Here is a 24883-nt window from a genome sequence, read left to right as displayed (position 1 = left end):
CAGCTCGTTAGCCGTTACCGCGGAATTCCGGATAAAGACTCATCCCGCCATCCACAAATAATGTGGTGCCGTGCACATAATCCGCCAGGTCACTGGCCAGCCAGACGACAGCGTTGGCAATATCTTCGGTCACCCCGATACGTCCGTAAGGGATCAATTCCAGCAGTTTTTCGGCCGCCTCTCCCTGCGTCGCTTCCTTATTAATCGCCGTGGCGATGGCACCCGGGGCAACGGCATTAATACGGATTTTCTCCTCACCCAGCTCCTGCGCCAGCGAACGCATCAGCAAATCCAGCCCGCCTTTTGAGGCGGCGTAGTTGGCATGACCGGCCCAGGGGATCAACTGATGCACCGAGCTCATATGAATAATTTTACCTTTTGCCCGGCTGACAGACGCGCGATCCTGTTGACGGAACTGCCGGACGGCCGCCCGGGCGCACAGAAACTGTCCGGTCAGGTTCACATCCAGGACCTGTTGCCACTCGGCGAGGCTCATATCGGCTATCATGGCATCCCGCTGCAGGCCGGAGTTAGCCACCAGAATATCCAGGGCACCAAAGGCTTCGAGGGTTTTCGCAAACAGGTTTTCGACATCCTCTTCTTTTGACACATCCCCCTGCACCGTAATGGCCTGACCGCCCTTTTCACGAATGCTGCTGGCAAGTTTTTCTGCCGGCTCAGGCTGGCTGCGGTAATTAATCACCACGCTGGCACCGGCAGCCGCCAGGGCTTCGGCGCATCCGTAGCCAATACCTGAACTGGCACCGGTAATTAACGCCACCTGGTTTTTCAGAGATAAAATCATCCATTACTCCTGTGTCTGCAGAATAAAATATCCCCTTAAGTGTAGACACGGATCCGCCGGTTACTCAAAAAGACAGGGAAAAACCGAAGAGACAGGTCGGGCAGACAGCCCCCCGACAGACCAGTAAGAGAGTGTAATCTCTGACGTTTATTTACGGGGTGACGGCCTGTCGGAGAGCCATTAATGGGAGGCCAGATCGGTGATAAAGCGCTTTGCCCGGGCATTGGAGGGGGAGGAGAAAAACTGCTGTGGCGTCGATTTCTCCAGGATCTGGCCCTGATCCATAAACCAGATGGTATCCGCGACTTCACGGGCAAAGTTCATCTCATGAGTCACACACATCATGGTCATCCCTTCCTGTGCCAGCCCGCGCATCACATTCAGGACTTCGCCGACCATTTCAGGATCCAGTGCCGATGTTGGCTCATCAAACAACATCACCGGTGGCTTCATTGCCAGCGCTCTGGCAATCGCCACCCGTTGCTGCTGCCCGCCGGAAAGTTGTGCCGGATACGCATCCGCCCGATGCGACATGCCGACACGCTCCAGCAGTTCACCTGCCTGCTGGCGGGCTTCAGATTTTTTTACCCCCAGCACTTTGATCGGCGACATCATAATATTCTCAAGCACGGAAACATGCGGGAACAGGTTAAAGTTCTGGAAAACAAAGCCGATACGCTGACGCAGATTGTTCAGACGCATACTGCTGCCATGAATATTCACCCCGTCAAACAGGATCTCACCCTGTTCGATCGGTTCCAGACGATTCACAGTACGGATCAGTGTCGATTTTCCGGACCCTGAAGGACCACACACGACCACAACTTCGCCGCTCTTGATTTCGGCGCTCACGCCGGTAAGCGCCTGGTAATTGCCATACCATTTGTTCACCTGGTTGAAAATAATCATTGGACGCATGATTGTTCCTTATTGTGATTGTGTTTGAGTGATAACCAGAGGGGCGGCAACCCCTGACGCTTCAGGCTGTACTGGCTGACGTTTATCAGAAATGTATTTTTCCAGCCGCTCAGCAATCCAGGTCAGGCTGAAGTTGATAATGTAATAACCCAGAGCAACAATCGCGAAGACCTGGACCGGCTTCGTCAGTAGCTGGTTATTGACCTGATTTGCAGCATACGTCAGCTCAGGGACGTTAATGACATAGCCCAGTGAGGTATCTTTCACAATGGAGACCAGCTGACTTATCAGGCTTGGCAATGTATTGAATAATGCCTGCGGCAGAATAACCGACCACAGAGTACGCAGATGCCCCATCCCCAATGCCCTGGCCGCCTCGTTCTGTCCGGACGGTAATGCCTGGATCCCCCCGCGTACAATCTCCGCCACATAGGCACTTTCGTACAGCACCAGCGTACAGAGCATGGTAATAAATCCGCTGACATCATGACCGGTCAGCAGCGGAACGCAGAAATACGTCCAGAACACCACCATCATCAGCGGAATGCCGCGTAACAGATACACCCAGCAGGCCGCTGCCGTACGGAGCCAGCGCCAGTGAGCAATTCGGGCTAACCCGATAAGGACACCGACCGGGAAGGTGAACAACACGGCCAGCAGGGAAAGTAATAGTGTACAAAACACCCCGCCCAGCGGACCTTGCGGGTACTGCCCCATCAGTAACAATGTCCCGTTGTCATGCAGAATTTTAAAAAAATCAGACATAATGATTACCTTTGGTATGCACGCTGAAAGCGACGGGCGAGCATGGCTCCGGCCCCCATTAACAACAGAGAGAAAACCAGATAGCCGGCACTGGCCACCAGATACGATTCAAACGTCCGGAATGTTTCGTTTTCAATATCCCGGGTGACGTAGGTCAGTTCTGCTACCCCGATCACCATCGCCAGACTGGTATTTTTGAACAGTAAGACCGTGTGATTAATGAGTGAAGGTAACGCATTACGTATCGCCTGTGGCAGGATGACCAGCCGCATGGCTTGCAGATAGCCTATACCTATCGCCCTCGCAGCTTCTGTCTGACCCGCCGGGATCGCCCGTAATCCGCTGCGGATATCTTCAGAGAAATAAGCTCCCTGACAGAATCCAAGAGCCATTAACGAAAAGATGAATTCGGTATCGTAGTTATTCAGTATGTCCTGTACCGAATCCGGCAGCAGGGTCGGTATCGCAAAATACCAAATCATCAGCTGTATCAGAGTCGGTACATTTCGATGGTAGGAGACGTAAGCAGCCACCAGCCAGTGCGCGATCCGCGACTTGCTCAGGCGGATCACCACCAGAATGAAAGCAATAAGCATCGCCAGTATCCAGGCACCCACAGCCAGTTCAAGACTCACCACCATGCCATTCACTATCATCTGACCATGCTGACCGGTCACTACCGCGCTGAAGTTGAGTGCCATTGCCGGGTTCTCCCTATTCTGAGCCTGAGGCGCCGTCTGCCGGGCGCATGGTCGAAAGCCCGCCTGGCACCTGCAGTGTCGGGGTAATTTCGATATTACCGATGTTAACGGCTACCGGGGCAGATAACGCAAAGGCAACACAGTCCGCAATATCTTCTGCGCGAGGCAGTTCAAACCCGTCAATAAACTGCTTTTTCGCCTGTTCATGATCGCCGGAAACATTACCGAAAATATCCGTGGCCACCCGGCCGGGACAAATTTCGGTGATACGGACCCGTTTGCCATAACAGTCGACGCGTAACTGGCGGGAAAGCGCATGAACACCGGCTTTTGTCGCATGGTAAATCGAGTTGCCATTAAAATTATAAATGGCGGCAATGGAGGTGATGTTAATGACGTGCCCGCAGTCCCTTTCCACCATGCCCGGTACCAGCAAACGGCACAGATGTAATACAGCACGCAGATTGACATCGACCTGAGTATCAACAGATTCTTCATCGGCATTCAGGATGGATCCCGGACGGGAAACGCCGGCATTATTGACCAGAATATCCACCTGCAGGTCACGACATAATTCTGTCAGGGCCGATAAATCACCGACATCGATGGCGTGGGGAATACACCCTGTCCGTTCTGCCAGTGCGTTAAGAGGCCCTTCACGACGGGCGACTGCATGAACACGGATGCCCTGCTGACATAAACGCTCAACGATAGCTTCACCCATCCCGGCCGAAGCCCCGGTGACTAACGCAACTTTATAATCTGAAAATGGCATATTCTTTTTTCCTAATCATGGCAGCCGGGCTGCCCGTTCATTTCATCTGACTGTATTCAGTTTTCAATCCGGGGTGTAAGACGTAAACGCTGTGAGCCAATAAGGGGGACTTATACCGGCATCAGGCACGTCACCGTGCCTGCTCAACCTCCACCACCGGCTGACCATATTCCACATATTCTTCAGCGGGGAGTACACGGATCACGGTACCGGTCACAGGGCTGTACAGAGGCAAATACACCGCGCCCATACGGATGACTCCCAGTAAGTCGCCGGCATGAATCTGGCTGCCGGAAGCAACATAATTTTGTTCATGGGCGGGATGTCTGGCCAGAAATTGTCCCGGGCCGGTCGCCGTGATCGTCGCCGTGCGGTCAGTGGCCGGAGGCGCTTCCGCAGGCAGTGCCGCAGGTGCCGGGGGATAGCCCGGAGGGACTTCCTGCGTCGCAAAACGCATACGCACAGAAACCCCTTCGTGACACAGGGCCAGTTCATCTAACCTGGCTTTAGCCATACGTTGGGCAATGTGTCGTAAATCAGACAACTTTATTCCATTCATGAGGTTACCTGCTACCAGACGCTTTTCAGTGGACAGTCACGGCTACTGTATCCCGCTCACTTCGGAGGCCGGAAAGAGGCTTTTGTTTTGCTGCTATAAGTCCGCCTTATTAACCCGCCAGCATCAGTGGCGTATTGTTGTTGGATCGCGGAGCCATCAGAGCCAGCAGAATATCTTTCACGGCTTCCGCCGGTTGAGACAGTGGCAGGTGGTCAGACATACAGAATGACAGTGAGGTACGGATCTCAGGATTGATAATTTTTGCCATCCATGCCCCGGCAGGTTCCAGCATCGCTCGGGCCGCGGATTCCGGCATAATGGTACATCCCAGTCCCGCCGCTAATGCGCTGTTCAGCGTGGTCTGGGATTCAATCTCACAACTGACGCGATAGGGGATCCCTTGCTGAATAAAGGCATCATCAATCACTTTTCGCATGATGTTATAAACTCTGGGCAGGAACAGGTTAAATCCCGCCACCTCCGTCAGACTGATGCTGTGGGTCGAAGTACCCAGCGCATGCGGGCAGACAAAAAACAGGTCCTCTTTCATTAATGAAATAAACCGGAGCCCATGGATCTGACGGTTATCGTAGATAACTGCCATGTCCATTCGCCCGGTCATAATCAGTTCACTGAGGGTGGTCCCGAAGTTTTCATTAAAATAGAGAATAATGCCGGGATGCTGGCGCTGAACCTCTTTCATCAGGGGTAATGCTAACTGCTGAGCCGCGGTGCCGGGAGCCAGCCCGACAGACACATGACCGGTCAGTGCCTTACCGGCACCGTCAATGGCACTCTGTGCATGATCGCATTGCCGCAGGATCGCCTGTGCATGGGCGTAGAGAATTTTGCCGGCATCAGTGGGGATCACTCCCCGCTGGGTGCGGATGACCAGTTGCTGCTTCACCTCCCCCTCCAGCGTGGCTAATTGCTGACTCAGCGCGGGCTGGGCAATATGCAGCACATCTGCGGCCTGAGTCAGGCTACCGATATCCACTATTTTCACAAAATATTTCAGTCGACGCAGGTTCATAAGCTCATCCCGATTAAACAGACAGAACAGAGATATAAGCAAAATTGATGCCACATCGGACAGAACCGGAGACAGAAGAATAAACCCTGCGGGTATAAGCATTTCTTTTAGCTCATCCGGATCCGCTGACCCGCGGGATACCGGACATCGCACCATCACGGTGCAAAAGAGACTTCCCTGATGCGCCGTAAAATATAAACCGTATTATTTTCATGATGTTGATTAAATGATCCCCAAAGGTTCTCCGAAGCGGATTTTTCAGCCCGGAGTCCCCCACCGATTCCGGTATCAGCTTCAGTTATGACTCCACAACAAACCGTTATTACCGGCCCCTGAGCCGGCGATCTATGCTGCCGGAGTGCCTGTATACCTTCTTACTTTAGGTACCGCGTCATTCGCCTGCCCGTCTGTTACGCGGTTTTCATCCCGTTACCCGGAATTACAACCCATGCCTGAGATTTCTGACCGTCTGAAAAAAGTTTCTGTTTCCGCCTCTGTTGCCATGACACAAAAAGCACGTGACCTGGCAGCGCAGGGAATTGATGTGGTGGTACTCTCCACCGGCGAACCGGATTTTCCGACGCCGCAACATGCCATCGACGCGGCTTATCAGGCTGCGCTGAACGGAGATACCCGCTATCCGCCGACCGACGGTACGCCGGAACTTCGCCGGGCCATCCGCGATAAATTTAAACGTGATAACCAGCTGGATTACGATGTCAGTCAGATCCTGACGGCAGGCGGTGCCAAGCAAATTATTTTTAATGCCATGATGGCTACCATTAATCCGGGCGATGAAGTCGTCATCCCCGGGCCCTCCTGGATCAGTTATGCCGATATCGTACGTTTTGCCGGCGGCACGCCGGTGGCCGTTAACTGCCAGCAGGCGCACGAATTTATTCCGCAACCTGCAGATATTGAGGCGGCGATCACCGACAAGACCAAATGGGTGCTGCTGAATTTCCCGGGCAATCCGACCGGGTCGGTGGCAACCAAAGAAGAATTACAGGCTATCGGCAGTCTCTTACTGAAACACCCTGACCTGTGGATCATGACCGATGATATTTATGAGCATCTGATTTATGACGGGCGTGAGTTTTTCACCCTGGCACAGGCTGAACCCCGGCTGTATGACCGGACCCTGACCGTCAACGGGGTTTCCAAAGCCTACTCCATGACCGGCTGGCGTCTCGGGTTTTGCGGCGGTCCGAAACCGCTGATCACCGCGATGAGTAACGTTAATACGCAGAACAGCGGCGGCGTATGCACCCTTACCCAGGCGGCGGCCGTCGCGGTACTGGATGGGCCACAGGATCTGCTCCGTGAACGGGCAGAGATTTACTGCCAGCGCCGGGACTACGTACTGGAACGACTGAATGCCATCCCGGGGCTACAGTGTCATACGCCAGGTGGCGCATTTTATCTGTACATTAATATCAGTGACTTTATCGGACGTACCTGCGCCAGTGGTAAAAAAATCACCAGTGATGCAGATTTTGTCATGGCACTGATCGAAGAACAGTTTGTCGTGACCGTTCAGGGTGCGGCCTATGGAATGAGCCCCTACTTCCGTATTTCCTATGCCACCAGCACAGAAAGGCTGAAAGCCGGCTGTGATCGTATTGAAGCCTTCTGTCAGGGCTTTTTATCCTGAGGTCTGCTTCGCCGCCTGCCTGTCAGGCGGCAAGCCATAAAAAAACACCGTGCCTTCCGGCCACGGTGTTTTTTTTTACTATCGGATTAACTCAGTACATCTGCGGCGGTTGCCAGTGTATGACCACAGCGTTCAATCTCACTGCGCACCAGAGAGGCCAGTGTCACTGACCCCGGGGTATCACTGTGGATCAGCAGTGACTTCGCGCGAACCGGCAGCACAGAACCCTCTATTGTCGTCACGGTGCCGTCGGTTAAGAACTGACGCACACGGGCACGGACTTCTGTCTCTTCGGTGATCACCGCCCCTTCCACGCCGCGGGGAACCAGTTGTCCGTGACGATCATAAGCACGGTCCACCAGGAATAACGGTAATGTCTTCAGGCCGGCACGGCTCGCCGCTGACTCGATCAGTGAGTCCTGCATACAAAAGATAATCAGTCCGGGCTCGATACGCGTCAGCATCTGCATGACCTGGTCTGCCAGTGCTTCGTCCTGATTAATCCGGTTACCCATCGCCGCATGAAAGCTGAGATGGACGACCGATGTCCCTTCGGCTTTGGCTATCGCCTGCAGCGCACCGAGCTGATAAGCCACCTGCTGGCAGATTTCATCCGCCGTATAGGGCAGCGGGCGACGTCCGAACCCTTGCCGGTCAGGAAACCCCGGATGCGCGCCGATCCCCACTCCCCGCTGACGGGCCAGCCGGACCAGACGGGTCATTAATACCGGGTCTCCGGCATGGGCCCCGCAGGCAATATTGGCGGAAGAAACATAGTTAATCAGTTCCGCATCATCGCATAACTGATAAACCCCGAAACCTTCCCCCATATCTGAGTTTACATCAATCTTCATTTCACTCTGCCTTTATCAGTTCGCTGAGTTTCCCCACAGCCTCATATTGTCTTTAAGCGCTAACAGCCACTGCTCTGTCGCCGTCTGAACACGGATAGCTTCTGTGGCACTGCTCTCCACCAGCCAGACAGACTGTCCCGGCTGGAGCTGCCCCAGACGCCATAAGTCCTGCTCAATGACACAGGCCAGCTTCGGGTAGCCTCCGGCGGTGTTGGCGTCACTGAGCTGGATAATAGGTTCTCCGGCTGGCGGCACCTGAATAATGCCGGGGATCAGCCCGTAAGAACGAAGTTCGGTGGTTTTTGACGGACGCAGAGGTGCTCCGCTCAGGCGGTAACCGGTACGGTTACTTTGCATCGATATTTTCCAGCTTTGCTGCCAGATACGTTCGCTGTCTGCGGTGAACAATCCGAACTCTCCCGACGGGATAACCCGCAACCGGACCTCCCCCTGATCGGTGACAGGAAAAAAGTCAGCCAATGCCTGCGCGGGCGGCAGGATACTGAGCCCTTCTTCCGGCAAGTTCAGCGCCACCGCGTCACCGGTGTTGAGGATATCTCCGCGCTTCAGGGCGCGTCCTTCGTGTCCGCCGAACTCCCCCCGCAGTGCCGTACTGCGTGAGCCTAAGACTTCGGGGACATCGATTCCGCCGGCCACGCACAGATACCCGCGCGCGCCCTGACGTGGAAAACGCAGTTCCAGCGTTTCTCCCTGACGAACATGCCGGACGCTCCAGGGCAACAGAGGTTTACCCTCGAGCAGTGCCCGGCAATCTGCCCCGGTGATGGCAATGGCCGTATCCCGGAGAAAGCGCACACGGAAAGGAAACATCTGTACTTCAATCGCGGCGGCCTGCTCTGCATTATTCAGCAGAATATTTCCGGCCCGCAGCGCCAGGGAGTCCATAACACCGCTGACTGACACGCCAATATCACGCCAGCCATAACGTCCGGAGTCCTGGACAGTATTGAGTGCTGCACTCTGTTCGATTTCAATCACAGTTCAATTTTCTCCGGCACAAAACGAATGATATCTCCCGGAGCGATCAGCGCCGGAGGATCCCGCTGCGGATCGAAGAAATCTGCACAGGCATAGCCGATGGCATTCCATCCGTTCGGCCCGGTTAATACCGAGACCCCCGTCTGGGGGCCGCCAATCGTGACCGTACCTTTGAGCATATTCAGGGAAGGCGTTTTCTTTCTGGGCGTGGCCAATGCAGGATCCAGCCCGTGCAGATAACCGAACCCCGGCGCACTCCCGACGGCGCAGACCGTATATTCCGCCCGGTAGTGCCGCCGGACAACCTCCCCGGCAGCCAGACCGGTATGCCGGCAGACCTCCTCCAGATCAATCGCCTGTTCTCCGCCGTAGGTCACCGGGATCTCGATCCGCCGGCCATTGAGCGCAACAGCCTGTGAAGCGAGCCACAACGCCTGCAGCCAGTCCGTGACCTGCTCTGCATCCGCAGGGATTTCTTTCAGTACCACTAAAAGATTGGTCACCCCGGGGATGATCGTTTCCACACGATCATCACTCCCCAGCCTGGCAGCGAGTGCCCAGACCCGCCGCTGACTGTGAAGATCGAACGTGCCAGGCGCCTCGGCAAGCCAGGCGCGGCAGCCCATGGTGGAAAGAGATAACAGCGGTTCTGTTCCTGACATGCTGCCAGGCCGTGTTTTCGGGGCACCTGAGAGTAATTCCATGCGTTATTCCAGCGGCTGAAATTTCAGGGAGGACAGAGGCTGTACATGCTCTTCACGTACCATTTTGTATTCGGTGTTCGGCCCGATCCAGCGGTCCCAGATCTTGTCGATGGTGCCATTATCATCCATCGCTTTCAGCCCGCTGTTTACTGCTGCCAGTAATTGCGGCTCGCCTTTCTTCATACCGACACCGATAGGTTCCAGTGCCATTGGTTCTTTCACCATCGCCAGACTGATCCCGTCTTTCTGCGCCTGACTGATCATCTTGATCGCAGTCATGGTGTTGGTCACAAAACCCACGACTTTATTTTGCTCAAGGGCCAGGAAGGCAGAGGCCGCATCCTGGAAAGTCACCGGTTTGCCCCCTTTCATCACAATGGATTGCTCAGAGGTCGTGCCTTTATTGGCGCTGATCCTTTTCCCTTTGAAATAGGTTAATGGTTTACCGGCATTAGCCTTTTTCACCACCAGCATTTCTTTGGCGACGTAGTACGGATCACTGAACTGGATCTGTTCGCCACGGGTTTTGGTATAAGCCAGGTTGGCAATCAGTACATCAGCACGTCCGGTCGCAATCTCCGCCACACGGGCTTCTACAGAGGTCGGTACCAGTTGAGCTTTCACTCCCATCTGGCTGGCAAGCGCCTTACATAAATCGATATCCATCCCCGTTAACTGCCGGGTTTGCGGATCCGGTGCAGCAAATGGCGGAACGTCAGAATAAACAGCGCATTTTAATACGCCGCTGGTTTTGATATTGGTTAACAAATCCGCTTTCGCGGTACCTACAGCGGTCAGCAAAGGTAAAGCCAGTGCCAGATAAGAGTATTTTTTAAATGCCATGCAGTATTCTCCTGTAGATGTAGCCATTGCCACCTGTTCAGTCTTTCGGAAAAAAGTCAGTGACTTCTTCGTATGTTTTCTGCGGTGCAGAATGAACTATATCGGCAGAAAAATACCAGGGGTAAGAGGTAAAGCCTGTTGGTCAATAGGGGATTTATATGGCGGGATAACGCCTTATTTCCTCAGTGTTATAAGCAAAAATTATCTGACCAAAACCAAATACTGTTAACTGCCGGCCTTCCCCGCTCCCTAAGGTAAGAGACTGCTAACCACCGGAATGGCTGAGGTCATTCACTGCACAGGGTAAAACAATGAACTCCAAATTAGGGGTAATGCTAAAAATTGCCTCATGTCTTTGTTCGACGTTAATGCTGGCCTGCGTGAAAGGATTGCATGGCTCGGTACCTACCGGTGAAGTGATTTTCTTTCGTTCCTTTGTTGCCTTATTCCCGCTGCTTATCTGGTTGAAACTCCAGGGAAATATTCTGGAAAATCTCAGAACCCGGAATATTTTTGGTCATCTGATCCGCGGATTTTCGGGCACCGGAGGAATGTATTTTAACTATCTGGCTCTGGTCTATATTTCGCTGGCCGATGCAACCGCGCTGAGTTACGCGGCACCAATGTTTACCGTCATTATGGCGGCCATCCTGTTGAAAGAGCATGTCCGGCTTTCCCGCTGGGTTGCGGTGATCGTCGGGTTTTCGGGAATTATTGTGATGCTGTCGGCAAGCCTGGGTCAGGGTGACTCCCTGTTCAGCCATGGGCTGCATAACGGAGCAACATTAGGCGTGCTCTTCGCGTTAATCGCCGCAGTCTGCACGGCAACCTCAAATATTCAGATTCGCTTCCTGAACGGGATAGAAAAACCGGGCGCTATCGTGTTCTATTTTTCACTTATGACGACCTTTATCGGCTTAGCCAGCTGGGTATTTGGCTGGAAAGTGCCGGACAAAATGCAGTTGCTGTTGCTGGTCGGGTGCGGCCTTTTTGGCGGTATGGCACAGATCCTGGTGACTCTGAGCCTGCGTTATACCGATGCCTCACTGCTGGCCCCTTTCGACTACACCACCCTGGTCTGGTCGATGATCATCGGTTATCTGTTCCTGAACAGTTTACCCGTCTCCTCCACTCTGGCTGGGGCAGCAATTGTCGCCTCTGCGGGAATATTCACCTTATGGTCTGAGCAACGCCGCCGCCGGAGGGTCACCAAATCGCTGCAATAACAGGGGCGTATTGGCCAGCCTGCAGCGACATCAATGGTGCCCCACCATCGTCCTGTCAGTCCCCCCACTCTTAGCAAAACTCCCCGGAAACAGCCGTACGCTGACTGAGTGAAATCACCGTCGGCCCCTGCGGCAGGGGGATTAACATACCTTTCCCGCCCCCTTCAGTTAGCTCCCCCGGCATAGCGCTGGCTTTTATTCCGCAGGAGCCTGCCGTTCACACCGGGTGAACTCCCTCACGGTTTTTCTTTTAATCAGAAAATCATACTTAATATTTCAGGTCCGCAGCCTCTTCCTGACCCGAAAGTCTGCCACCGGATGCGACGTTCATCACAAATCTATTGGCTCTCCGCGCCGGAGAAAACCACTCATATCCCCCGGTAACCGCTTTTTCCGCTATATCGCCACTGACCCGCTTTTCTTCCCGCCTGCGAACAAAAACCGACAGGATGGGAGTGCCGCCACTGACCGGGCTGGCATTCTCCCCGGCTCAGACCGGAGACCTCAGAACCGTTAACTTCTTTATCAGCTAACTGTATGGATAACTTATGGATAAACATAAATTTCTCAGGCATCTTCCCTGGGTTTTTTTAGGGATATTCGGGGCCGGATGCCTTGCCATCGTGGCATTACGGCGCGGTGAAACTATCAGTGCTCTGTGGCTGGTCGTCGCCTCGGTGTCTGTCTATCTGGTGGCTTATCGCTATTACAGTCTCTATATTGCCCGCAAAGTCATGCAACTGGACCCGACACGGGCAACCCCGGCCGTACTCAATAATGACGGTCTGAACTACGTCCCGACCAACCGCTATGTCCTGTTCGGCCACCACTTTGCCGCCATCGCCGGAGCGGGGCCGCTGGTCGGGCCGGTGCTGGCCGCACAAATGGGCTACCTGCCCGGAACGCTGTGGCTGCTCTCCGGGGTCGTCCTGGCCGGGGCGGTACAGGACTTTATGGTGCTGTTTATTTCCTCACGCCGGAACGGGGCATCCCTCGGAGAGATCATTAAACAAGAGATGGGCCCGGTCCCCGGGACCATTGCGTTGTTCGGCTGTTTTTTGATCATGATTATTATTCTGGCGGTACTGGCACTGATTGTGGTGAAAGCACTGGCCGAAAGTCCCTGGGGCGTTTTCACGGTATGCTCTACCGTGCCTATTGCCCTGTTTATGGGGATTTATATGCGTTTTTTACGGCCGGGTCGTGTGGGTGAAGTGTCGGTGATCGGTCTGGTATTGCTGCTGCTTTCTATCTGGTTCGGTGGTGTGATCGCCCATGATCCTTACTGGGGCCCGGCACTGACCTTTAAAGATACCACCATTACGTTTACCCTGATTGGCTATGCCTTTGTCTCTGCACTGTTACCGGTCTGGCTGATCCTGGCCCCCAGGGATTACCTGGCCACCTTCCTGAAAATCGGGGTGATTGTCGGTCTGGCTGCCGGGATTGTGATCCTGAACCCGGATCTGAAAATGCCGGCAGTCACGCCGTTTATCGATGGTTCCGGGCCGCTGTGGAAAGGCGCTCTGTTCCCGTTTTTATTTATCACTATCGCCTGTGGCGCGGTGTCAGGGTTTCACGCACTGATAGCCTCCGGGACGACCCCGAAACTACTGGCCAACGAAAACGATGCCCGTTTTATTGGTTACGGTGCCATGCTGATGGAATCCTTTGTGGCCATGATGGCTCTGGTCGCGGCTTCGGTGATCGAACCCGGTCTGTATTTTGCGATGAACAGCCCGCCCGCTACCCTTGGGATCACCATGCCTGATCTGCATCAGATGGGAGGCGATAATGCCCCGCTGATCATGGCGCAACTACAGGAGGTGACTGCCCGGGCAGCCGCCACGGTCAGTTCCTGGGGATTTGTGATCACCCCGGAACAGATCCTGCAAACAGCCCAAAATATCGGGGAACCGTCGGTACTGAACCGGGCCGGCGGAGCACCGACGCTGGCCGTGGGAATTGCCGAAGTTTTCCATAAAATTATGCCAATGGCGGATATGGGATTCTGGTATCACTTCGGGATCCTGTTCGAGGCGTTATTTATCCTGACCGCTCTGGACGCCGGTACCCGCTCCGGGCGTTATATGTTGCAGGATCTGCTCGGTAACTTTATTCCTTTCCTTAAAAAAACACAGTCACTGCCCGCCGGTATTATCGGTACAGCCGGCTGCGTCGGATTATGGGGCTATTTACTGTATCAGGGCGTCGTGGACCCGCTGGGTGGCGTGAAGAGTCTGTGGCCGTTGTTCGGTATCTCCAATCAGATGCTGGCCGCCGTCGCGCTGATGCTGGGCTGTGTCATTCTTATCAAAATGAAACGGCAACGGTATGTCTGGGTTCCCTTGCTGCCGGCCATCTGGTTACTGATCTGTACCACCCGGGCCTTAGGTCTGAAGCTGTTCAGCAATAATCCGCAACTGGAAGGCTTTTTCTATATGGCCCGGGAGTACCAGTCACGTTTACGTGTAGCGGGCAGTTCCCTGACGCCGGAACAGGTCAGCAATATGCAACATATCGTGATTAATAATTACACCAATGCCGGGCTGAGCATCCTGTTCCTGGTGGTGGTCTACAGCATTATGATTTACGGCCTGAAAATATGGCGTCAGGCAAGCCGGATACCGAAACGTACCGACAAAGAAACCCCTTATGTCCCGAACCCTGAAGGCGGTGTTAAAACCACCTCCGGCCATTAAATTACGCAAGGTCACGGCCCGCGTTTGCCGGGCCGGTGACGGAGGAGAAGTGATGAGTAAAGCAGCTTCGGTAGCCAGACACCTCGGACATGCCGCCAGAATGCTGGTGGGTATTCCAGATTATGAAACCTATGTGGCGCATATGCAGCTCAGACATCCTGATCAGCCGGTGATGAGTTATAAAGAATTTTTCCGCGAACGTCAGCAGGCCCGCTATGGCGGTAATGGTAAGGGGGGAATGCGCTGCTGCTGAAGCGGTAATATCAATACCGACTGTCAGGCATGGTTGCCCCGCGGGGCCAGCGCCAGGAGCTCCCCGCGAATGACTGCATCACCCTCCCCGGCCTGACGGTCCCCGCATAACTGGCGGGGCAGAGAAGTCATGACCGGGCGTATGACAGCCCGGTCGTCACGGGGATGATAACCCGAGGATCGCCTTCAGCACCTTCAGATAACGGCGGCTGACCGGAACGATCTGTCCGTTTTTCATCACCAGCTCCCCCTGATGATTTTCATGCATGCGGATCTCACTCAGCAGATCCAGGTTGATCAAATGTTGCCGGTGGCAGCGGATCAACGGTGTCCGCCGTTCCAGCGTCCTCAGGGTCAACTCCGTCGTCCCGGTTTTTCCATCCCGCCCGGTCACATAGATACCCCCTATGCGGCTGCTGACACAGGCAACGTCTTCCATCGGCAGCAGATAAATACGGTTCAGACCGTTACAGGGAATATATTTCAGCGGCCTCTGGGTCACCTCTATCCGGCTGAGATCCTGCGGCTCCTCTGCCTGCCGCAGGCGTTGTAGTGTTTTTTCGAGTCTGTCAGCCCGGAGTGGTTTTAACAGGTAATCAACGGCATTCTCATCAAAGGCCTGTAATGCGTATTCATCATAGGCTGTAAGAAAAACAATATGGGGCCGTTGCCGGGTATCCAGCATCCCGGCCATTTCCAGCCCGCTGATACGGGGCATATGAATATCCAGAAAAACCACCCGCGGCTGCAGACGGTTAATTGCCGCCATTGCCTCTATCGCATTTTCCGCTTCGCCGGCAATCTCAATATCCGGGAATGATTGCAGTAACACCCGCAGATTTTCCCGTGCCAGGGGTTCATCATCCACGATCAATACCGTCAGCATGGCCCGGTCTCCGCCGGTAAGCGAAGCGTGACGCGGGTATAGCGTTCACTGTCCACTGTCACCGTAATCCCGTAATCATTGCCGAATTTTGCTTTCAGTCGTTTATCAGCCAGCCCCATACCCATCCCCTGCCCGTGATGATTATCCGGCAGATAAAGACCGGCATTATCCTGCACGGTCACTTCCACACACAGTGGCTGACGGCGGGCAAAGATAGTAATTTCCCCGACCCCGAACAGCCGTGATGTCCCGTGTTTGATCGCATTTTCCACCAGCGGCTGCAGAATAAATGCCGGCAACCGGTAATGACGTAATTCCTCCGGGATCTGCAGGGTCACTTTCAGTTTTGACTGAAAACGCGCCTGCTCAATTTGCAGATAAGCCTGCACATGTTCCAGCTCATCGCCCAGAGTTGCAATTTCTGACGAGCGTTTTAAGTTTTTACGAAAGAAGGTCGACAGATCCTGCACCAGTAAACCGGCCCGCTGACTGTCCTGGCGGATCACCGCCTGTAAGGTATTCAGCGCATTAAACAGAAAGTGAGGGTTGACCTGGGCATGCAGCAGTTTAATCTCTGAGCGCGCCAGCAGAGCTTTCTGGCGTTCATACTGACCGGCAAGGATCTGTGCGGATAATAGCCGGGCGATCCCTTCTCCCAGAGTGCGATTGATCGAGCTGAATAAGCGGTTTTTCGCTTCATACAGCTTAATGGTGCCGATGATCCGCTGGTTTTCTCCCTGTAACGGGATCACCAGTGAGGATCCGAGCCGGCATTGCGGGCTGATCCGGCAACGGTAAGGCACCTCATTACCGTCAGCATAGACGACGTTACCGGTTTCAATGGCACGGCGGCTATGATCAGACGATACCGGCCGCCCGGCCAGATGATGATCATCGCCGATCCCGGTGAAGGCCAGTAGCTTCTCACAGTCGGTTATCGCTACGGCACCGATATCCAGCTCCCGGTGCAGGACCTGAGCGACTTTCAGGCTATTTTCCTGATTAAATCCCTGCCGTAATATCCCTTCAGTGGCAGCGGCAACCCGTAATGCCGTCGCAGAAAATACGGAGGTGTATCGTTCAAACATCTCACGTTTATCCAAAAGGATACGCATAAATAGCGCCGCACCCGCCGTATTTGTGATAACCATCGGGGCGGCAATATCGCTGACCAATGAGAGCGCTTCCGTATAAGGCCGCGAAATCAGCAAAATAATCAGCATCTGTACCAGCTCAGCCAGCAGAGTAATGAGCCCGGCGGTCAGCGGGCTGAAGATTTTATCTGCCCGCTCACGGCGAACCAGATACCGATGCAGCAGGCCACCCAGCAGCCCCTCGATCACCGTTGAGATCATGCAACTGACGGCAGTCATTCCTCCCAGAGAATAGCGATGCAGACCACCGGTCAGTCCGACCAGGATCCCCACCGAAGGCCCCCCGAGCAGCCCCCCCATCACCGCGCCGATAGCCCGCGTATTGGCAATGGAATCATCGATGTGCAGGCCGAAATAGGTTCCGGCAATACAGAAGAAAGAAAAAGTGATATAGCAGAGCAGTTTATGGCGAAACCTCACCGTCACCTGCATCAGCGGAATAAACAGGCGCGTCTTACTCATCAGCCAGGCGATGACCAGAAAGACACACATTTGCTGTAACAACAGTAATATCAAACGTATTTCATGCATCTGCAATCGCCCTGTCTCTGACAAATTGCGAGCATAGCGTTTCCGGACAGGCCTTTCTTTGCGCCAGCGCCGAAATTTACCACGGCTTTTCGTCAGTCAGTACCGCAAAAGATTTATGTGACAGCGCTGAGGATTGCCCTCTGTCACCGCAGAAATCTGCACCATTGATCTCTTGTTTCATTAACCGGAGCCTGTATGCAATACCTTAGCCCTGAACGGGTCCATATCGCCGCATTTCCGTCAAATGCCTGCTCAGGACCCGTGCCTGTCGGTATGATTTCCGGGACGGGCCTCAGAAGACATAGATCATGGTAACGGCTACCGCATCCTGATTTGCCAGACGAAGCGCATTATCTTTCTTCAGCAGGCTCTTTTTATATTCCGTGGTGATCCGGAAGTTATCATTAAACGGATAGGCGGCGAAAAATACCAATGCTTTATCCAGCCAGGCATTACCGATGGATTCAAGACCTTCCCCCCGCGATTGTATATATCCGGCAGATGCCGTAATGCTCAGAGGTGTATTCCAGGAGGCTACCGCTTCAAAACTTTTGGCTTTGTTCGCAAACCCGGAAATATTTAGCGCGCTGCTACGGACCGGGTTCAAATTACGGCTTTCTGAATACAATACGGCCGCATAAAAAGGGGCGTGTTCCAGGTTTGCCCCGGCCACCCACGCTTCCATATTGTCCCCGCTACCGAGCGCCAGTTTTTTCTGTGCATCCGTCCGCGACGAACGGATATAGGACCCGCCAAGAGAAATACCGGTATCCGGGATTTTATACGTCAAAGACATACCATAACCGTTGCCATTCTGTTTCAGCGCCGGGGTATTACCTTCTTTTTTCCCCTGAAACTGGAAACCGGCTTCCAGCCCTTTCACCAGAGTAAAAAGATCCCGGTTATGGTAGGAAAAAGAGCCGGAACTGCGGCGTGACAGGAAGTTATCAATAGAAAAAGAACCCGCACCCCAGACAGGGAAAATATCCGTCCAGCGTACAACATCATAAAAAACACTGTCATTCCTTCCGTAATCGAAATACCCATATTCTCCGGCCGAGATACCGACATAGGCATAACGGGTATAATCTTCCCCAGGCTCACTTTCGGCCTTATTTGCCCGGAAATCATGTTCGAAACGGCTGTAACCGTACATCTGATCATTGATGTCGGTTTCTGCCCATAAATTAATACGGGCTATGACCGCATCGCCACTCATCGCCTTATTCTGACTGAAGAAGTGACGCCCCAGTACACGTCCGTCAAGATGCACCCGGTTTCCGCCCTGATCATAAATCGGTACAGCATGAGCATTCATCTGAAAAGAGGACAGTCCGGCTAACAGCATTACCCCGAAAGTATTTTTAATCGTCATCATATTAATTCATCCTGAAATAATATTTATTTATGTTATTTTGCAACCTATCCTGTTGCGTTGATTTTATTGTTATGCGGTGTGGTGTCTGAAATAGCGTTTTATTTTTTGCGGAGACCTCCCTGATTTAAGTAGTGAAAGAATAATGTCCATTGAAGGTAAACAATGCCGCAGATATTCTTTATAACCGGCACATAAATAGTTTTTATTCGCCTGTTCAAACCGGTGTTTCGGGCACCCTCCATGGCAGAGTGGCCGGAACGTACAACGGAGACAGTCAGGGTCGAGGTGACGGAGTTTATGCTGGCCGAACCGGATATTCTGTTCAGAGTTGATCAGATCCCGGAGATCCGAATGATGTATGTTTCCCAGCCGGTGTTGCGGGTAGACGAAGTGATCGCAGGAATAGACATCCCCGTTCGCTTCCATCACCGGGTTCGCACCACAGGTCGGCGCAGTGACGCAGGATCCCTGTCCCCCGGCCAGTTGTGTCATCGTCTGTTCAAAATTCATCACAAACACACTGCCCGTGTCATTCAGCAGCCAGTGATCAAAAATTTTGTTCAGAAACCGGCCATATGCCTGTGCCGGAACCGACCAGGGAGTCACCTCGCTCTGTCCGGTGAAATCCGGTGATATCAGCGTCAGTCCGTCCGGGCCTGGCTTATTCGCGGCTCTTTCCACCAGCGGGATAAACTGAATATAACGGCTGCCGGCCCGTTTCAGCGCCTGGTACGTTTCCAGCGGACGCCTGACATTCTCTGCATTAACCACCGTTAATGTATTGAACGCCACGCCGTGCTGCCTCAGTACGCGGATGCCGGCCAGCACGCTCTCATAGCTGCTCTTTCCTGCGCGGGTCTGACGCCAGCGGTCATTACTGACACGGTCACCGTCCAGAGAAATCCCCACCAGAAAGTGGTGTTTTTTCAGAAAACGGGCCCAGCTATCGTCCAGTAACATACCGTTCGTCTGGAGATAGTTATTAATTTGCCGGTTGCCGCGATAACGCTGTTGCAGAGCCAGGGCCTTTTCAAAGTAGTCAATGCCCATCAATGTCGGTTCACCGCCCTGCCAGATAAACTCCGCCACCTCTGAGGTCCCCGCCTCAATATTCTGCCGGACAAACGCTTCCAGCGTGGTGTCATCCATTTTCCAGTGGTTTTTTCTGTCCGGATATAACCGCTCTTTTTCCAGGTAAAAACAGTAAGTACAGTCAAGGTTACAGACCGACCCGGAGGGTTTGGCTATCACCTGGAAATGCTCAAAAGGACGATTCATGATCAGCTTCCGTCTACGGGCAGTGCTGCCCGTACAGGCAACACTGCATCACTGCGGGGATTAATGTGCCGGCGTCCATTGCTCTGACGGACTTTCCTGCCAGCCGTAACGCACTGCTTTAAAATGAAGGACTGACTTATCTGAACGCGGTGTGATCGCGCCGGTATAAAGCTGCCAGGTTTTACCATCCCAGCTGTAACCGATAGAGGCATTTTCGGTCCGGTTACTCAGGTAGATCTTATGATTGACCTCATCCTGCATAACGACCGGAGATAAGGTGACATGCTGCCGGCCCTGAGTATCCAGCAGATCTGTAACCATCTGTCCTTCATCGATCAGGTTGGTATCATTCCCCTGATCACGCCAGTCATCCATCGCCTGACGAAAACGGGCAATTTCTGCACGATAGGCGCTGTCGGTAATGACATTTTTTAACTGCGCCGGATCCTTTCTGAGGTCGTAAAACTCTTCGGCCGGACGCGGTTCAAACCAGGCCTGTTGTGCCGGATTCAGTTGCTTATTCTGTTGCGCATTCACCAGGTCATGCATACTGCGTAATGCGTTACGGAAAGGGATACTGGCACCGCCCGGCGTGCTATCCAGATTACGCACATACTGGAAGTTTTTATCTCTGACAAACAGCGAACGCATTTTCAGATTATCCATCCGCCCTCTCGAACCGTAGACATATTCACGTCGCGGCGCATTATCCTTCGACAGATCAATACCTTTCATATAGTCAGGTACCTGCACACCGGCATAGCCAAGCAGGGTCGGCGCGAGATCTTCAAAGGAAATCAGCCGGTCATCGCTGCTACCATCCGCAGGCCAGCCTGCCGGCCGGTATTTCGCCGGGATATGGATCATCATCGGAACATGGGTTCCGGAATCATAACCTTCCCGCTTTTTACGCGGCAGACCATCGCCGTTATCGGCGGTGAAGATAACAATCGTATTGTCCCAGAGCTTATCTTTCTTCAGCGCCCGGATCAGATTACCGACCTGCTGATCCATCACCTGAACATTGTCATAGAGCTGAGCCAGTTCCTGGCGGGTATCCGGGGTATCGACCAGCCAGGGTTCAATGACCACATTGGCCGGGTCAGTCGGTGTATACCGGTAATGTGAGCGGAGTTCATTCCATACTTTCGTAATGTACTCAAACCCTTGCGGCGTATTATTGTCGCTAAAGAGCGCCGACTCGTGGGTAATTTGCGGGTTAAAGTTCATAAAGAACGGCTTACCCTGCAGATCGTAGTTACGCCAGGCCACCGGCACCCTTAAATCATCCATATTGCCGTAGTCCCCGTGCTCGCTCCATAATGAGAACGGACCCACATCGGCATGCCCGCGGGTAAACTGGTAATCGGTCTTGGTATCGTTATAGGTAAAATAACCACTGCGCCGCAGTAACTCAGGGTAGCCTTTGACCCAGGAGGGAGGCACGCCGACATAGGCCCCTTCCGGCCTTGTTGCGGTGCGCATATGTTGTAACCCGATGGTATGAGAAAATACCCCCGTAATCAGCCCTGCACGTGAAGGTGCAGACACCCCCGCCATCGTAAATGCATTGGTAAACCGGACCGATTCTTTCGCCAGCGCATCCAGATTAGGCGTATTGGCCACCTTATCGCCAAAGGCTCCGATTCTGGCATTCATATCCTCGGTAGCAATAAGGATAATATTGGGACGGTCACTGCTAATTTGTGGCTGGAAGTGAGTATTTACTGCATTGACTGACGGGGCAATAAGCATTCCGGTAATCATCGATGACAATAAAAGAGGTTTCATCATTGATAGCGTCCTTTATCAATTACCCGTATTCATTGAATGAATACAGGTTATAGTTTTCCAATACCCTGGCTGAAATATTCCTGATTTATTTTTATTACTCATAGAAGAGAGTGCGATGAATTCGCGTTGATCTTAATAATCTGCCTGACTCAATTCAGGTGGTTCAGACAGTAGCAGACTGATATATTTTTAATGTGAGGAAAATCACCAATGCTATAAAAATATCCCGCAACGAAATCATTTAATCAGTTAATCAGTTAATCAGTTAATCAGTTAATCAGTTATCTTATTCTTATTAAGTACAGAGCGATGGAAATTTATTTAGGCCCTCTGCCCCCGGAAATAGCTGATGCAGCCCTCCGGCAGATCTGGAGTGGATATTTTTCATTGCCCTCCCCTGGTGCACAGTTATTGAGCATTCGGCCTGACTGCACCAACCCGGGGCATCCGGCCTGCTCATATTTCTCTCCCTTTTTTATTTTGCAGCGTTTCCTGCACTTCATATCACCGTATTCTCAATAATTTCTTATGTATTAACACAAAATCTCCGGGACGGAATGACTGGCACGCTAATTGCTTATTAATTCTGTCAACGCTCAAAGGGGAAATAATGAAAATCGCTATCTGGCAAACACAGAGCAGCCACTGTGATTACACCGCGAATCTGGCCAGACTGGATTCTGCGTTACAGGAAGCTGCAGGTCAGGGCGCGTCATTACTCATCACCCCCGAGATGTTTCTTTCCGGATATGTCCTTAACGAACGTACCCGTGAGATGGCAGAGACATTTCCCCTCGCAGCACTGCAGGCGCTGGCCGGTAAATGGCAGATAGCCATTATCGCAGGCGGCCCGCTGGCCGCGGACGGTAAGGTCTTTAATGCCAGTTACTTTATTTCGTCGCTGGGGGAAATTTCCGGGATTTACCGCAAAACACACCTCTTCGGTGAGCTGGATAAAAGTCAGTTCACCGCCGGTGATCAACCGGTCTGCATCATTCCCTGTAACGGGGTAAATATCGCATTACTTATCTGCTACGACGTCGAGTTTCCGGAAACCGTTCGTGCCGCTGCCAATGCAGGCGCACATCTGGTTGCCGTCGCCACCGCACAGATGAAGCCTTTCGACTTCGTTAATAAACATCTGATAGCTACCCGGGCCTGGGAAAACCAGCTCTATGTGGCTTACGTTAATCAGACAGGCCAGGAAGAACATCTGGAATACGTGGGGTTAAGCCTGGTGGCTGGCCCGGACGGACAGGTGATAGCTCAGGCTTCAGAAACTCAGGAACAACTGCTTTACGCAGAGATAGATCCATCTCAGGTGATTCAGGCACAGCGGGATAACCCTTACCTGACCGATCTGCGAACCGACATATTGTGAATAATACAAAACTCAGAGGACACCAGTATGAGTGACAGTAAATCGACACTAAAATCCGCCGGACTCAGCGGGAATCTGGGCGTTGGCAGCATCGTCTTTATGGTCATTGCCGCGGCAGCACCTTTGACAGTGATCGGCGGCAATGTGCCGCTGGCTATCGGCATCGGTAACGGCGCCGGAGCACCCTTTGGCTTTCTTATCGCCTCGCTGATCCTGCTGGTATTTGCGGTCGGTTTTGTCTCAATGACACCCTATGTGAAAGATGCCGGTGCCTTTTATTCTTACATTACCCAGGGTCTGGGCCTCCGTGCAGGAATGGGTGCCGCCTGGCTGGCACTGGTGACGTACACCACCATTCAGGCCGGGGTGTATGGCTATATGGGCTGGGCCGTTAATGACCTGGTGGTACATTACGGAGGGACCGCGCATCCATGGTGGTTGTACTCTGTGCTGGCGATTGCCGCCGTCGCTATTCTGGGTTACCGTCATATTGAGCTCAGCTCAAAGATCCTGGGAATTGCGCTGGTGCTGGAGATTGGAGTGGTTTTAATCATGAACTTCTCCGTTCTGTCGAAAGGGGGTGCCAGCGGTATCAACCTGGATTCATTCGAACCTTCCACGGCCTTTTCTCATGGTTTAGGGATGGCGGTACTGTTTGCCCTGACCGGATTTATCGGTTTCGAATCAACGGCTATTTTCCGTGATGAATCCCGTAACCCCGGTAAGACCATTCCCCGTGCCACCTATCTGGCAGTAGTGATTATCGGTGTATTTTATACCTTCTCTACCTGGGCCATGGTTGAAGCGACCGGTGCCTCCCACGCGGTGACTGTCGCTAACAATACGCTGAATGGTAACGGAAATATGCTGCTGGATATTGCCCGTCAGTATAACGGCGCACTGTTAAGTAACATCATCCAGGTGCTGCTGATCAGCAGTATTTTTGCCTGTGTTCTGAGCTTCCATAATGTGTTAGCCCGCTACAAATATGTGCTGTCCGGTCAGGGCTATATGCCTAAGTTCCTGTCTGAGGTTCACCATCAGCATAAATCCCCCTCTAATGCCTCACTGGTTCAGTCTGCCACCGCGCTGGTACTGATTGTTATCTGTGCATTATGCAAACTGCAGCCGCTGACTCAGGTATTCGGTTATATGGCAGGTATTGCCACCGTCGGTATTGTTTTACTGATGCTACTGACCAGCCTTTCCGTGGTGGTGTTCTTCAATAAAAACAAATCGCTGGTTCAGGGAAGACACTGGAAAACCCGTGTCCTGCCAGGGGTTTCCGTACTGACACTTTCAGCTTCACTGATCATGGTGCTTTCTAACTTCACCACCCTGACCGGGGGCAGCATACTGGTCAGTGCCCTGCTGGCCGTGATCCCGGTTCTGGCGTTAGTCGGGGGTTACCTGGTCATAAATAAACAACAGTTACTGGTAGCCGGTATGGAGTCTTAAGCGAGTTGCCATCTACGCGCCCCGGCCAGCTCCGGGGCTTTTTTATGCCAGTGATCATACTCTCATCCCGTCTTATCCTGTTTCATCCCTCCCCCCCGATGCTTTCTCCGTAGAATAAAAGATGCCGCCTGACGCGGGTTATTCCGCAAACGCTATACTTTATTCACTGGCCGGGAAATCACCTGCTTTTCCCGCCCCCCGGCAGGCAGGCCCGGAAACACAGCCCTGCTGCA

The 24883-nt window shown here is 53.0% G+C and carries 22 protein-coding genes; 6 read left to right on the top strand and 16 right to left on the bottom strand.

The annotated features are described in order from the left end of the window. Positions 1 to 7: 7 nt before the first annotated feature. The 7 genes from CG67_RS16125 to nac all read right to left on the bottom strand — a co-directional run bounded on the left by CG67_RS16125 (position 8) and on the right by nac (position 5556). On the bottom strand, positions 8 to 805 hold the full coding sequence (locus tag CG67_RS16125) for an SDR family oxidoreductase (protein WP_025903966.1): 798 nt from the start codon (positions 803 to 805) through the stop codon (positions 8 to 10). Between the two features lie 180 nt (positions 806 to 985). Further along, complete coding sequence (locus CG67_RS16120; protein ID WP_025903965.1) at positions 986 to 1723, bottom strand: amino acid ABC transporter ATP-binding protein; 738 nt, start codon at positions 1721 to 1723, stop codon at positions 986 to 988. A 9-nt stretch (positions 1724 to 1732) separates the two neighbouring features. Further along, positions 1733 to 2488, bottom strand: coding sequence for an amino acid ABC transporter permease (locus tag CG67_RS16115; protein WP_025903964.1), 756 nt, complete (start codon positions 2486 to 2488; stop codon positions 1733 to 1735). A 5-nt stretch (positions 2489 to 2493) separates the two neighbouring features. Next, positions 2494 to 3189, bottom strand: coding sequence for an amino acid ABC transporter permease (locus CG67_RS16110; RefSeq protein WP_025903963.1), 696 nt, complete (start codon positions 3187 to 3189; stop codon positions 2494 to 2496). 13 nt (positions 3190 to 3202) lie between these two features. Continuing rightward, positions 3203 to 3964: an SDR family oxidoreductase gene (locus CG67_RS16105; protein ID WP_025903962.1), complete on the bottom strand. Its 762-nt coding sequence runs from the start codon at positions 3962 to 3964 to the stop codon at positions 3203 to 3205. A 130-nt stretch (positions 3965 to 4094) separates the two neighbouring features. After that, a complete protein-coding gene (locus tag CG67_RS16100) occupies positions 4095 to 4523 on the bottom strand; it encodes a hypothetical protein (RefSeq protein WP_025903961.1) in 429 nt (142 codons plus the stop codon). A 109-nt stretch (positions 4524 to 4632) separates the two neighbouring features. After that, a complete protein-coding gene (nac, locus tag CG67_RS16095; RefSeq protein ID WP_025903960.1) occupies positions 4633 to 5556 on the bottom strand; it encodes a nitrogen assimilation transcriptional regulator NAC in 924 nt (307 codons plus the stop codon). Between the two features lie 448 nt (positions 5557 to 6004). On the opposite strand from nac, the gene CG67_RS16090 reads away from it, so the two are divergent. Further along, positions 6005 to 7210, top strand: coding sequence for a pyridoxal phosphate-dependent aminotransferase (locus CG67_RS16090; RefSeq protein WP_025903959.1), 1206 nt, complete (start codon positions 6005 to 6007; stop codon positions 7208 to 7210). A gap of 86 nt (positions 7211 to 7296) precedes the next feature. Here CG67_RS16090 and CG67_RS16085 read toward each other — a convergent pair whose 3' ends face one another. From CG67_RS16085 to CG67_RS16070, 4 genes are read right to left on the bottom strand one after another with little or no spacing between them, the layout of a single operon-like run. Next, positions 7297 to 8064, bottom strand: a complete 768-nt coding sequence (locus CG67_RS16085; protein WP_025903958.1) for a LamB/YcsF family protein — start codon at positions 8062 to 8064, stop codon at positions 7297 to 7299. Positions 8065 to 8079: 15 nt separating this feature from the next. Continuing rightward, a complete protein-coding gene (locus CG67_RS16080) occupies positions 8080 to 9063 on the bottom strand; it encodes a biotin-dependent carboxyltransferase family protein (RefSeq protein ID WP_025903957.1) in 984 nt (327 codons plus the stop codon). Next, a complete protein-coding gene (gene pxpB / locus CG67_RS16075; RefSeq protein ID WP_235501149.1) occupies positions 9060 to 9725 on the bottom strand; it encodes a 5-oxoprolinase subunit PxpB in 666 nt (221 codons plus the stop codon). The genes CG67_RS16080 and pxpB overlap by 4 nt, the downstream gene beginning before the upstream one ends. 45 nt (positions 9726 to 9770) lie before the next feature. Continuing rightward, positions 9771 to 10610: an ABC transporter substrate-binding protein gene (locus CG67_RS16070; protein ID WP_025903955.1), complete on the bottom strand. Its 840-nt coding sequence runs from the start codon at positions 10608 to 10610 to the stop codon at positions 9771 to 9773. Positions 10611 to 10921: 311 nt separating this feature from the next. Here CG67_RS16070 and CG67_RS16065 point away from each other — a divergent pair, with 311 nt between their 5' ends. The 3 genes from CG67_RS16065 (at position 10922) to CG67_RS16055 (ending at position 14791) form a co-directional block, all read left to right on the top strand. Next, positions 10922 to 11836: a DMT family transporter gene (locus CG67_RS16065; protein WP_025903954.1), complete on the top strand. Its 915-nt coding sequence runs from the start codon at positions 10922 to 10924 to the stop codon at positions 11834 to 11836. Between the two features lie 548 nt (positions 11837 to 12384). After that, on the top strand, positions 12385 to 14538 hold the full coding sequence (locus CG67_RS16060) for a carbon starvation CstA family protein (RefSeq protein WP_025903952.1): 2154 nt from the start codon (positions 12385 to 12387) through the stop codon (positions 14536 to 14538). A 52-nt stretch (positions 14539 to 14590) separates the two neighbouring features. Continuing rightward, entirely contained in the window at positions 14591 to 14791 is a 201-nt protein-coding gene (locus tag CG67_RS16055) for a YbdD/YjiX family protein (protein WP_025903951.1), read from the top strand. Between the two features lie 156 nt (positions 14792 to 14947). Here CG67_RS16055 and btsR read toward each other — a convergent pair whose 3' ends face one another. From btsR to CG67_RS16030, 5 genes are all read right to left on the bottom strand, one after another. Continuing rightward, entirely contained in the window at positions 14948 to 15676 is a 729-nt protein-coding gene (gene btsR, locus CG67_RS16050) for a two-component system response regulator BtsR (RefSeq protein ID WP_025903950.1), read from the bottom strand. Beyond that, positions 15670 to 17361, bottom strand: coding sequence for a sensor histidine kinase (locus tag CG67_RS16045; RefSeq protein WP_025903949.1), 1692 nt, complete (start codon positions 17359 to 17361; stop codon positions 15670 to 15672). Before CG67_RS16045 ends, btsR begins: the two co-directional genes overlap by 7 nt. Positions 17362 to 17653: 292 nt before the next feature. Further along, positions 17654 to 18739 carry a porin gene (locus tag CG67_RS16040; protein WP_025903948.1) on the bottom strand — a complete coding sequence of 362 codons (1086 nt, stop codon included), beginning with the start codon at positions 18737 to 18739 and terminating at the stop codon, positions 17654 to 17656. Positions 18740 to 18808: 69 nt separating this feature from the next. Continuing rightward, a complete protein-coding gene (locus tag CG67_RS16035) occupies positions 18809 to 20017 on the bottom strand; it encodes an anaerobic sulfatase maturase (RefSeq protein ID WP_025903947.1) in 1209 nt (402 codons plus the stop codon). Between the two features lie 60 nt (positions 20018 to 20077). Further along, complete coding sequence (locus CG67_RS16030) at positions 20078 to 21811, bottom strand: sulfatase (protein WP_025903946.1); 1734 nt, start codon at positions 21809 to 21811, stop codon at positions 20078 to 20080. Between the two features lie 610 nt (positions 21812 to 22421). On the opposite strand from CG67_RS16030, the gene CG67_RS16025 reads away from it, so the two are divergent. Next, entirely contained in the window at positions 22422 to 23192 is a 771-nt protein-coding gene (locus CG67_RS16025; RefSeq protein WP_084765000.1) for a carbon-nitrogen hydrolase family protein, read from the top strand. A gap of 27 nt (positions 23193 to 23219) precedes the next feature. Then, positions 23220 to 24650, top strand: coding sequence for an APC family permease (locus tag CG67_RS16020; protein ID WP_051170873.1), 1431 nt, complete (start codon positions 23220 to 23222; stop codon positions 24648 to 24650). Positions 24651 to 24883: the final 233 nt, after the last annotated feature.

This window comes from Tatumella sp. UCD-D_suzukii (assembly GCF_000611875.2).
Taxonomy (GTDB): Bacteria; Pseudomonadota; Gammaproteobacteria; order Enterobacterales; family Enterobacteriaceae; genus Tatumella; species Tatumella ptyseos.
This window is presented reverse-complemented; position numbering and strand designations above follow the sequence as displayed.

Excerpts from the sequence above, each read along its gene's own strand:
- CG67_RS16125 (WP_025903966.1), bottom strand. The coding sequence starts at position 805 with ATGATTTTATCTCTGAAAAACCAGGTGGCGTTAATTACCGGTGCCAGT.
- CG67_RS16120 (WP_025903965.1), bottom strand. The coding sequence starts at position 1,723 with ATGCGTCCAATGATTATTTTCAACCAGGTGAACAAATGGTATGGCAAT.
- CG67_RS16115 (WP_025903964.1), bottom strand. The coding sequence starts at position 2,488 with ATGTCTGATTTTTTTAAAATTCTGCATGACAACGGGACATTGTTACTG.
- CG67_RS16110 (WP_025903963.1), bottom strand. The coding sequence starts at position 3,189 with ATGGCACTCAACTTCAGCGCGGTAGTGACCGGTCAGCATGGTCAGATG.
- CG67_RS16105 (WP_025903962.1), bottom strand. The coding sequence starts at position 3,964 with ATGCCATTTTCAGATTATAAAGTTGCGTTAGTCACCGGGGCTTCGGCC.
- CG67_RS16100 (WP_025903961.1), bottom strand. The coding sequence starts at position 4,523 with ATGAATGGAATAAAGTTGTCTGATTTACGACACATTGCCCAACGTATG.
- nac (WP_025903960.1), bottom strand. The coding sequence starts at position 5,556 with ATGAACCTGCGTCGACTGAAATATTTTGTGAAAATAGTGGATATCGGT.
- CG67_RS16090 (WP_025903959.1), top strand. The coding sequence starts at position 6,005 with ATGCCTGAGATTTCTGACCGTCTGAAAAAAGTTTCTGTTTCCGCCTCT.
- CG67_RS16085 (WP_025903958.1), bottom strand. The coding sequence starts at position 8,064 with ATGAAGATTGATGTAAACTCAGATATGGGGGAAGGTTTCGGGGTTTAT.
- pxpB (WP_235501149.1), bottom strand. The coding sequence starts at position 9,725 with ATGTCAGGAACAGAACCGCTGTTATCTCTTTCCACCATGGGCTGCCGC.
- CG67_RS16070 (WP_025903955.1), bottom strand. The coding sequence starts at position 10,610 with ATGGCATTTAAAAAATACTCTTATCTGGCACTGGCTTTACCTTTGCTG.
- CG67_RS16065 (WP_025903954.1), top strand. The coding sequence starts at position 10,922 with ATGAACTCCAAATTAGGGGTAATGCTAAAAATTGCCTCATGTCTTTGT.
- CG67_RS16060 (WP_025903952.1), top strand. The coding sequence starts at position 12,385 with ATGGATAAACATAAATTTCTCAGGCATCTTCCCTGGGTTTTTTTAGGG.
- CG67_RS16055 (WP_025903951.1), top strand. The coding sequence starts at position 14,591 with ATGAGTAAAGCAGCTTCGGTAGCCAGACACCTCGGACATGCCGCCAGA.
- btsR (WP_025903950.1), bottom strand. The coding sequence starts at position 15,676 with ATGCTGACGGTATTGATCGTGGATGATGAACCCCTGGCACGGGAAAAT.
- CG67_RS16045 (WP_025903949.1), bottom strand. The coding sequence starts at position 17,361 with ATGCATGAAATACGTTTGATATTACTGTTGTTACAGCAAATGTGTGTC.
- CG67_RS16040 (WP_025903948.1), bottom strand. The coding sequence starts at position 18,739 with ATGATGACGATTAAAAATACTTTCGGGGTAATGCTGTTAGCCGGACTG.
- CG67_RS16035 (WP_025903947.1), bottom strand. The coding sequence starts at position 20,017 with ATGAATCGTCCTTTTGAGCATTTCCAGGTGATAGCCAAACCCTCCGGG.
- CG67_RS16030 (WP_025903946.1), bottom strand. The coding sequence starts at position 21,811 with ATGATGAAACCTCTTTTATTGTCATCGATGATTACCGGAATGCTTATT.
- CG67_RS16025 (WP_084765000.1), top strand. The coding sequence starts at position 22,422 with ATGAAAATCGCTATCTGGCAAACACAGAGCAGCCACTGTGATTACACC.
- CG67_RS16020 (WP_051170873.1), top strand. The coding sequence starts at position 23,220 with ATGAGTGACAGTAAATCGACACTAAAATCCGCCGGACTCAGCGGGAAT.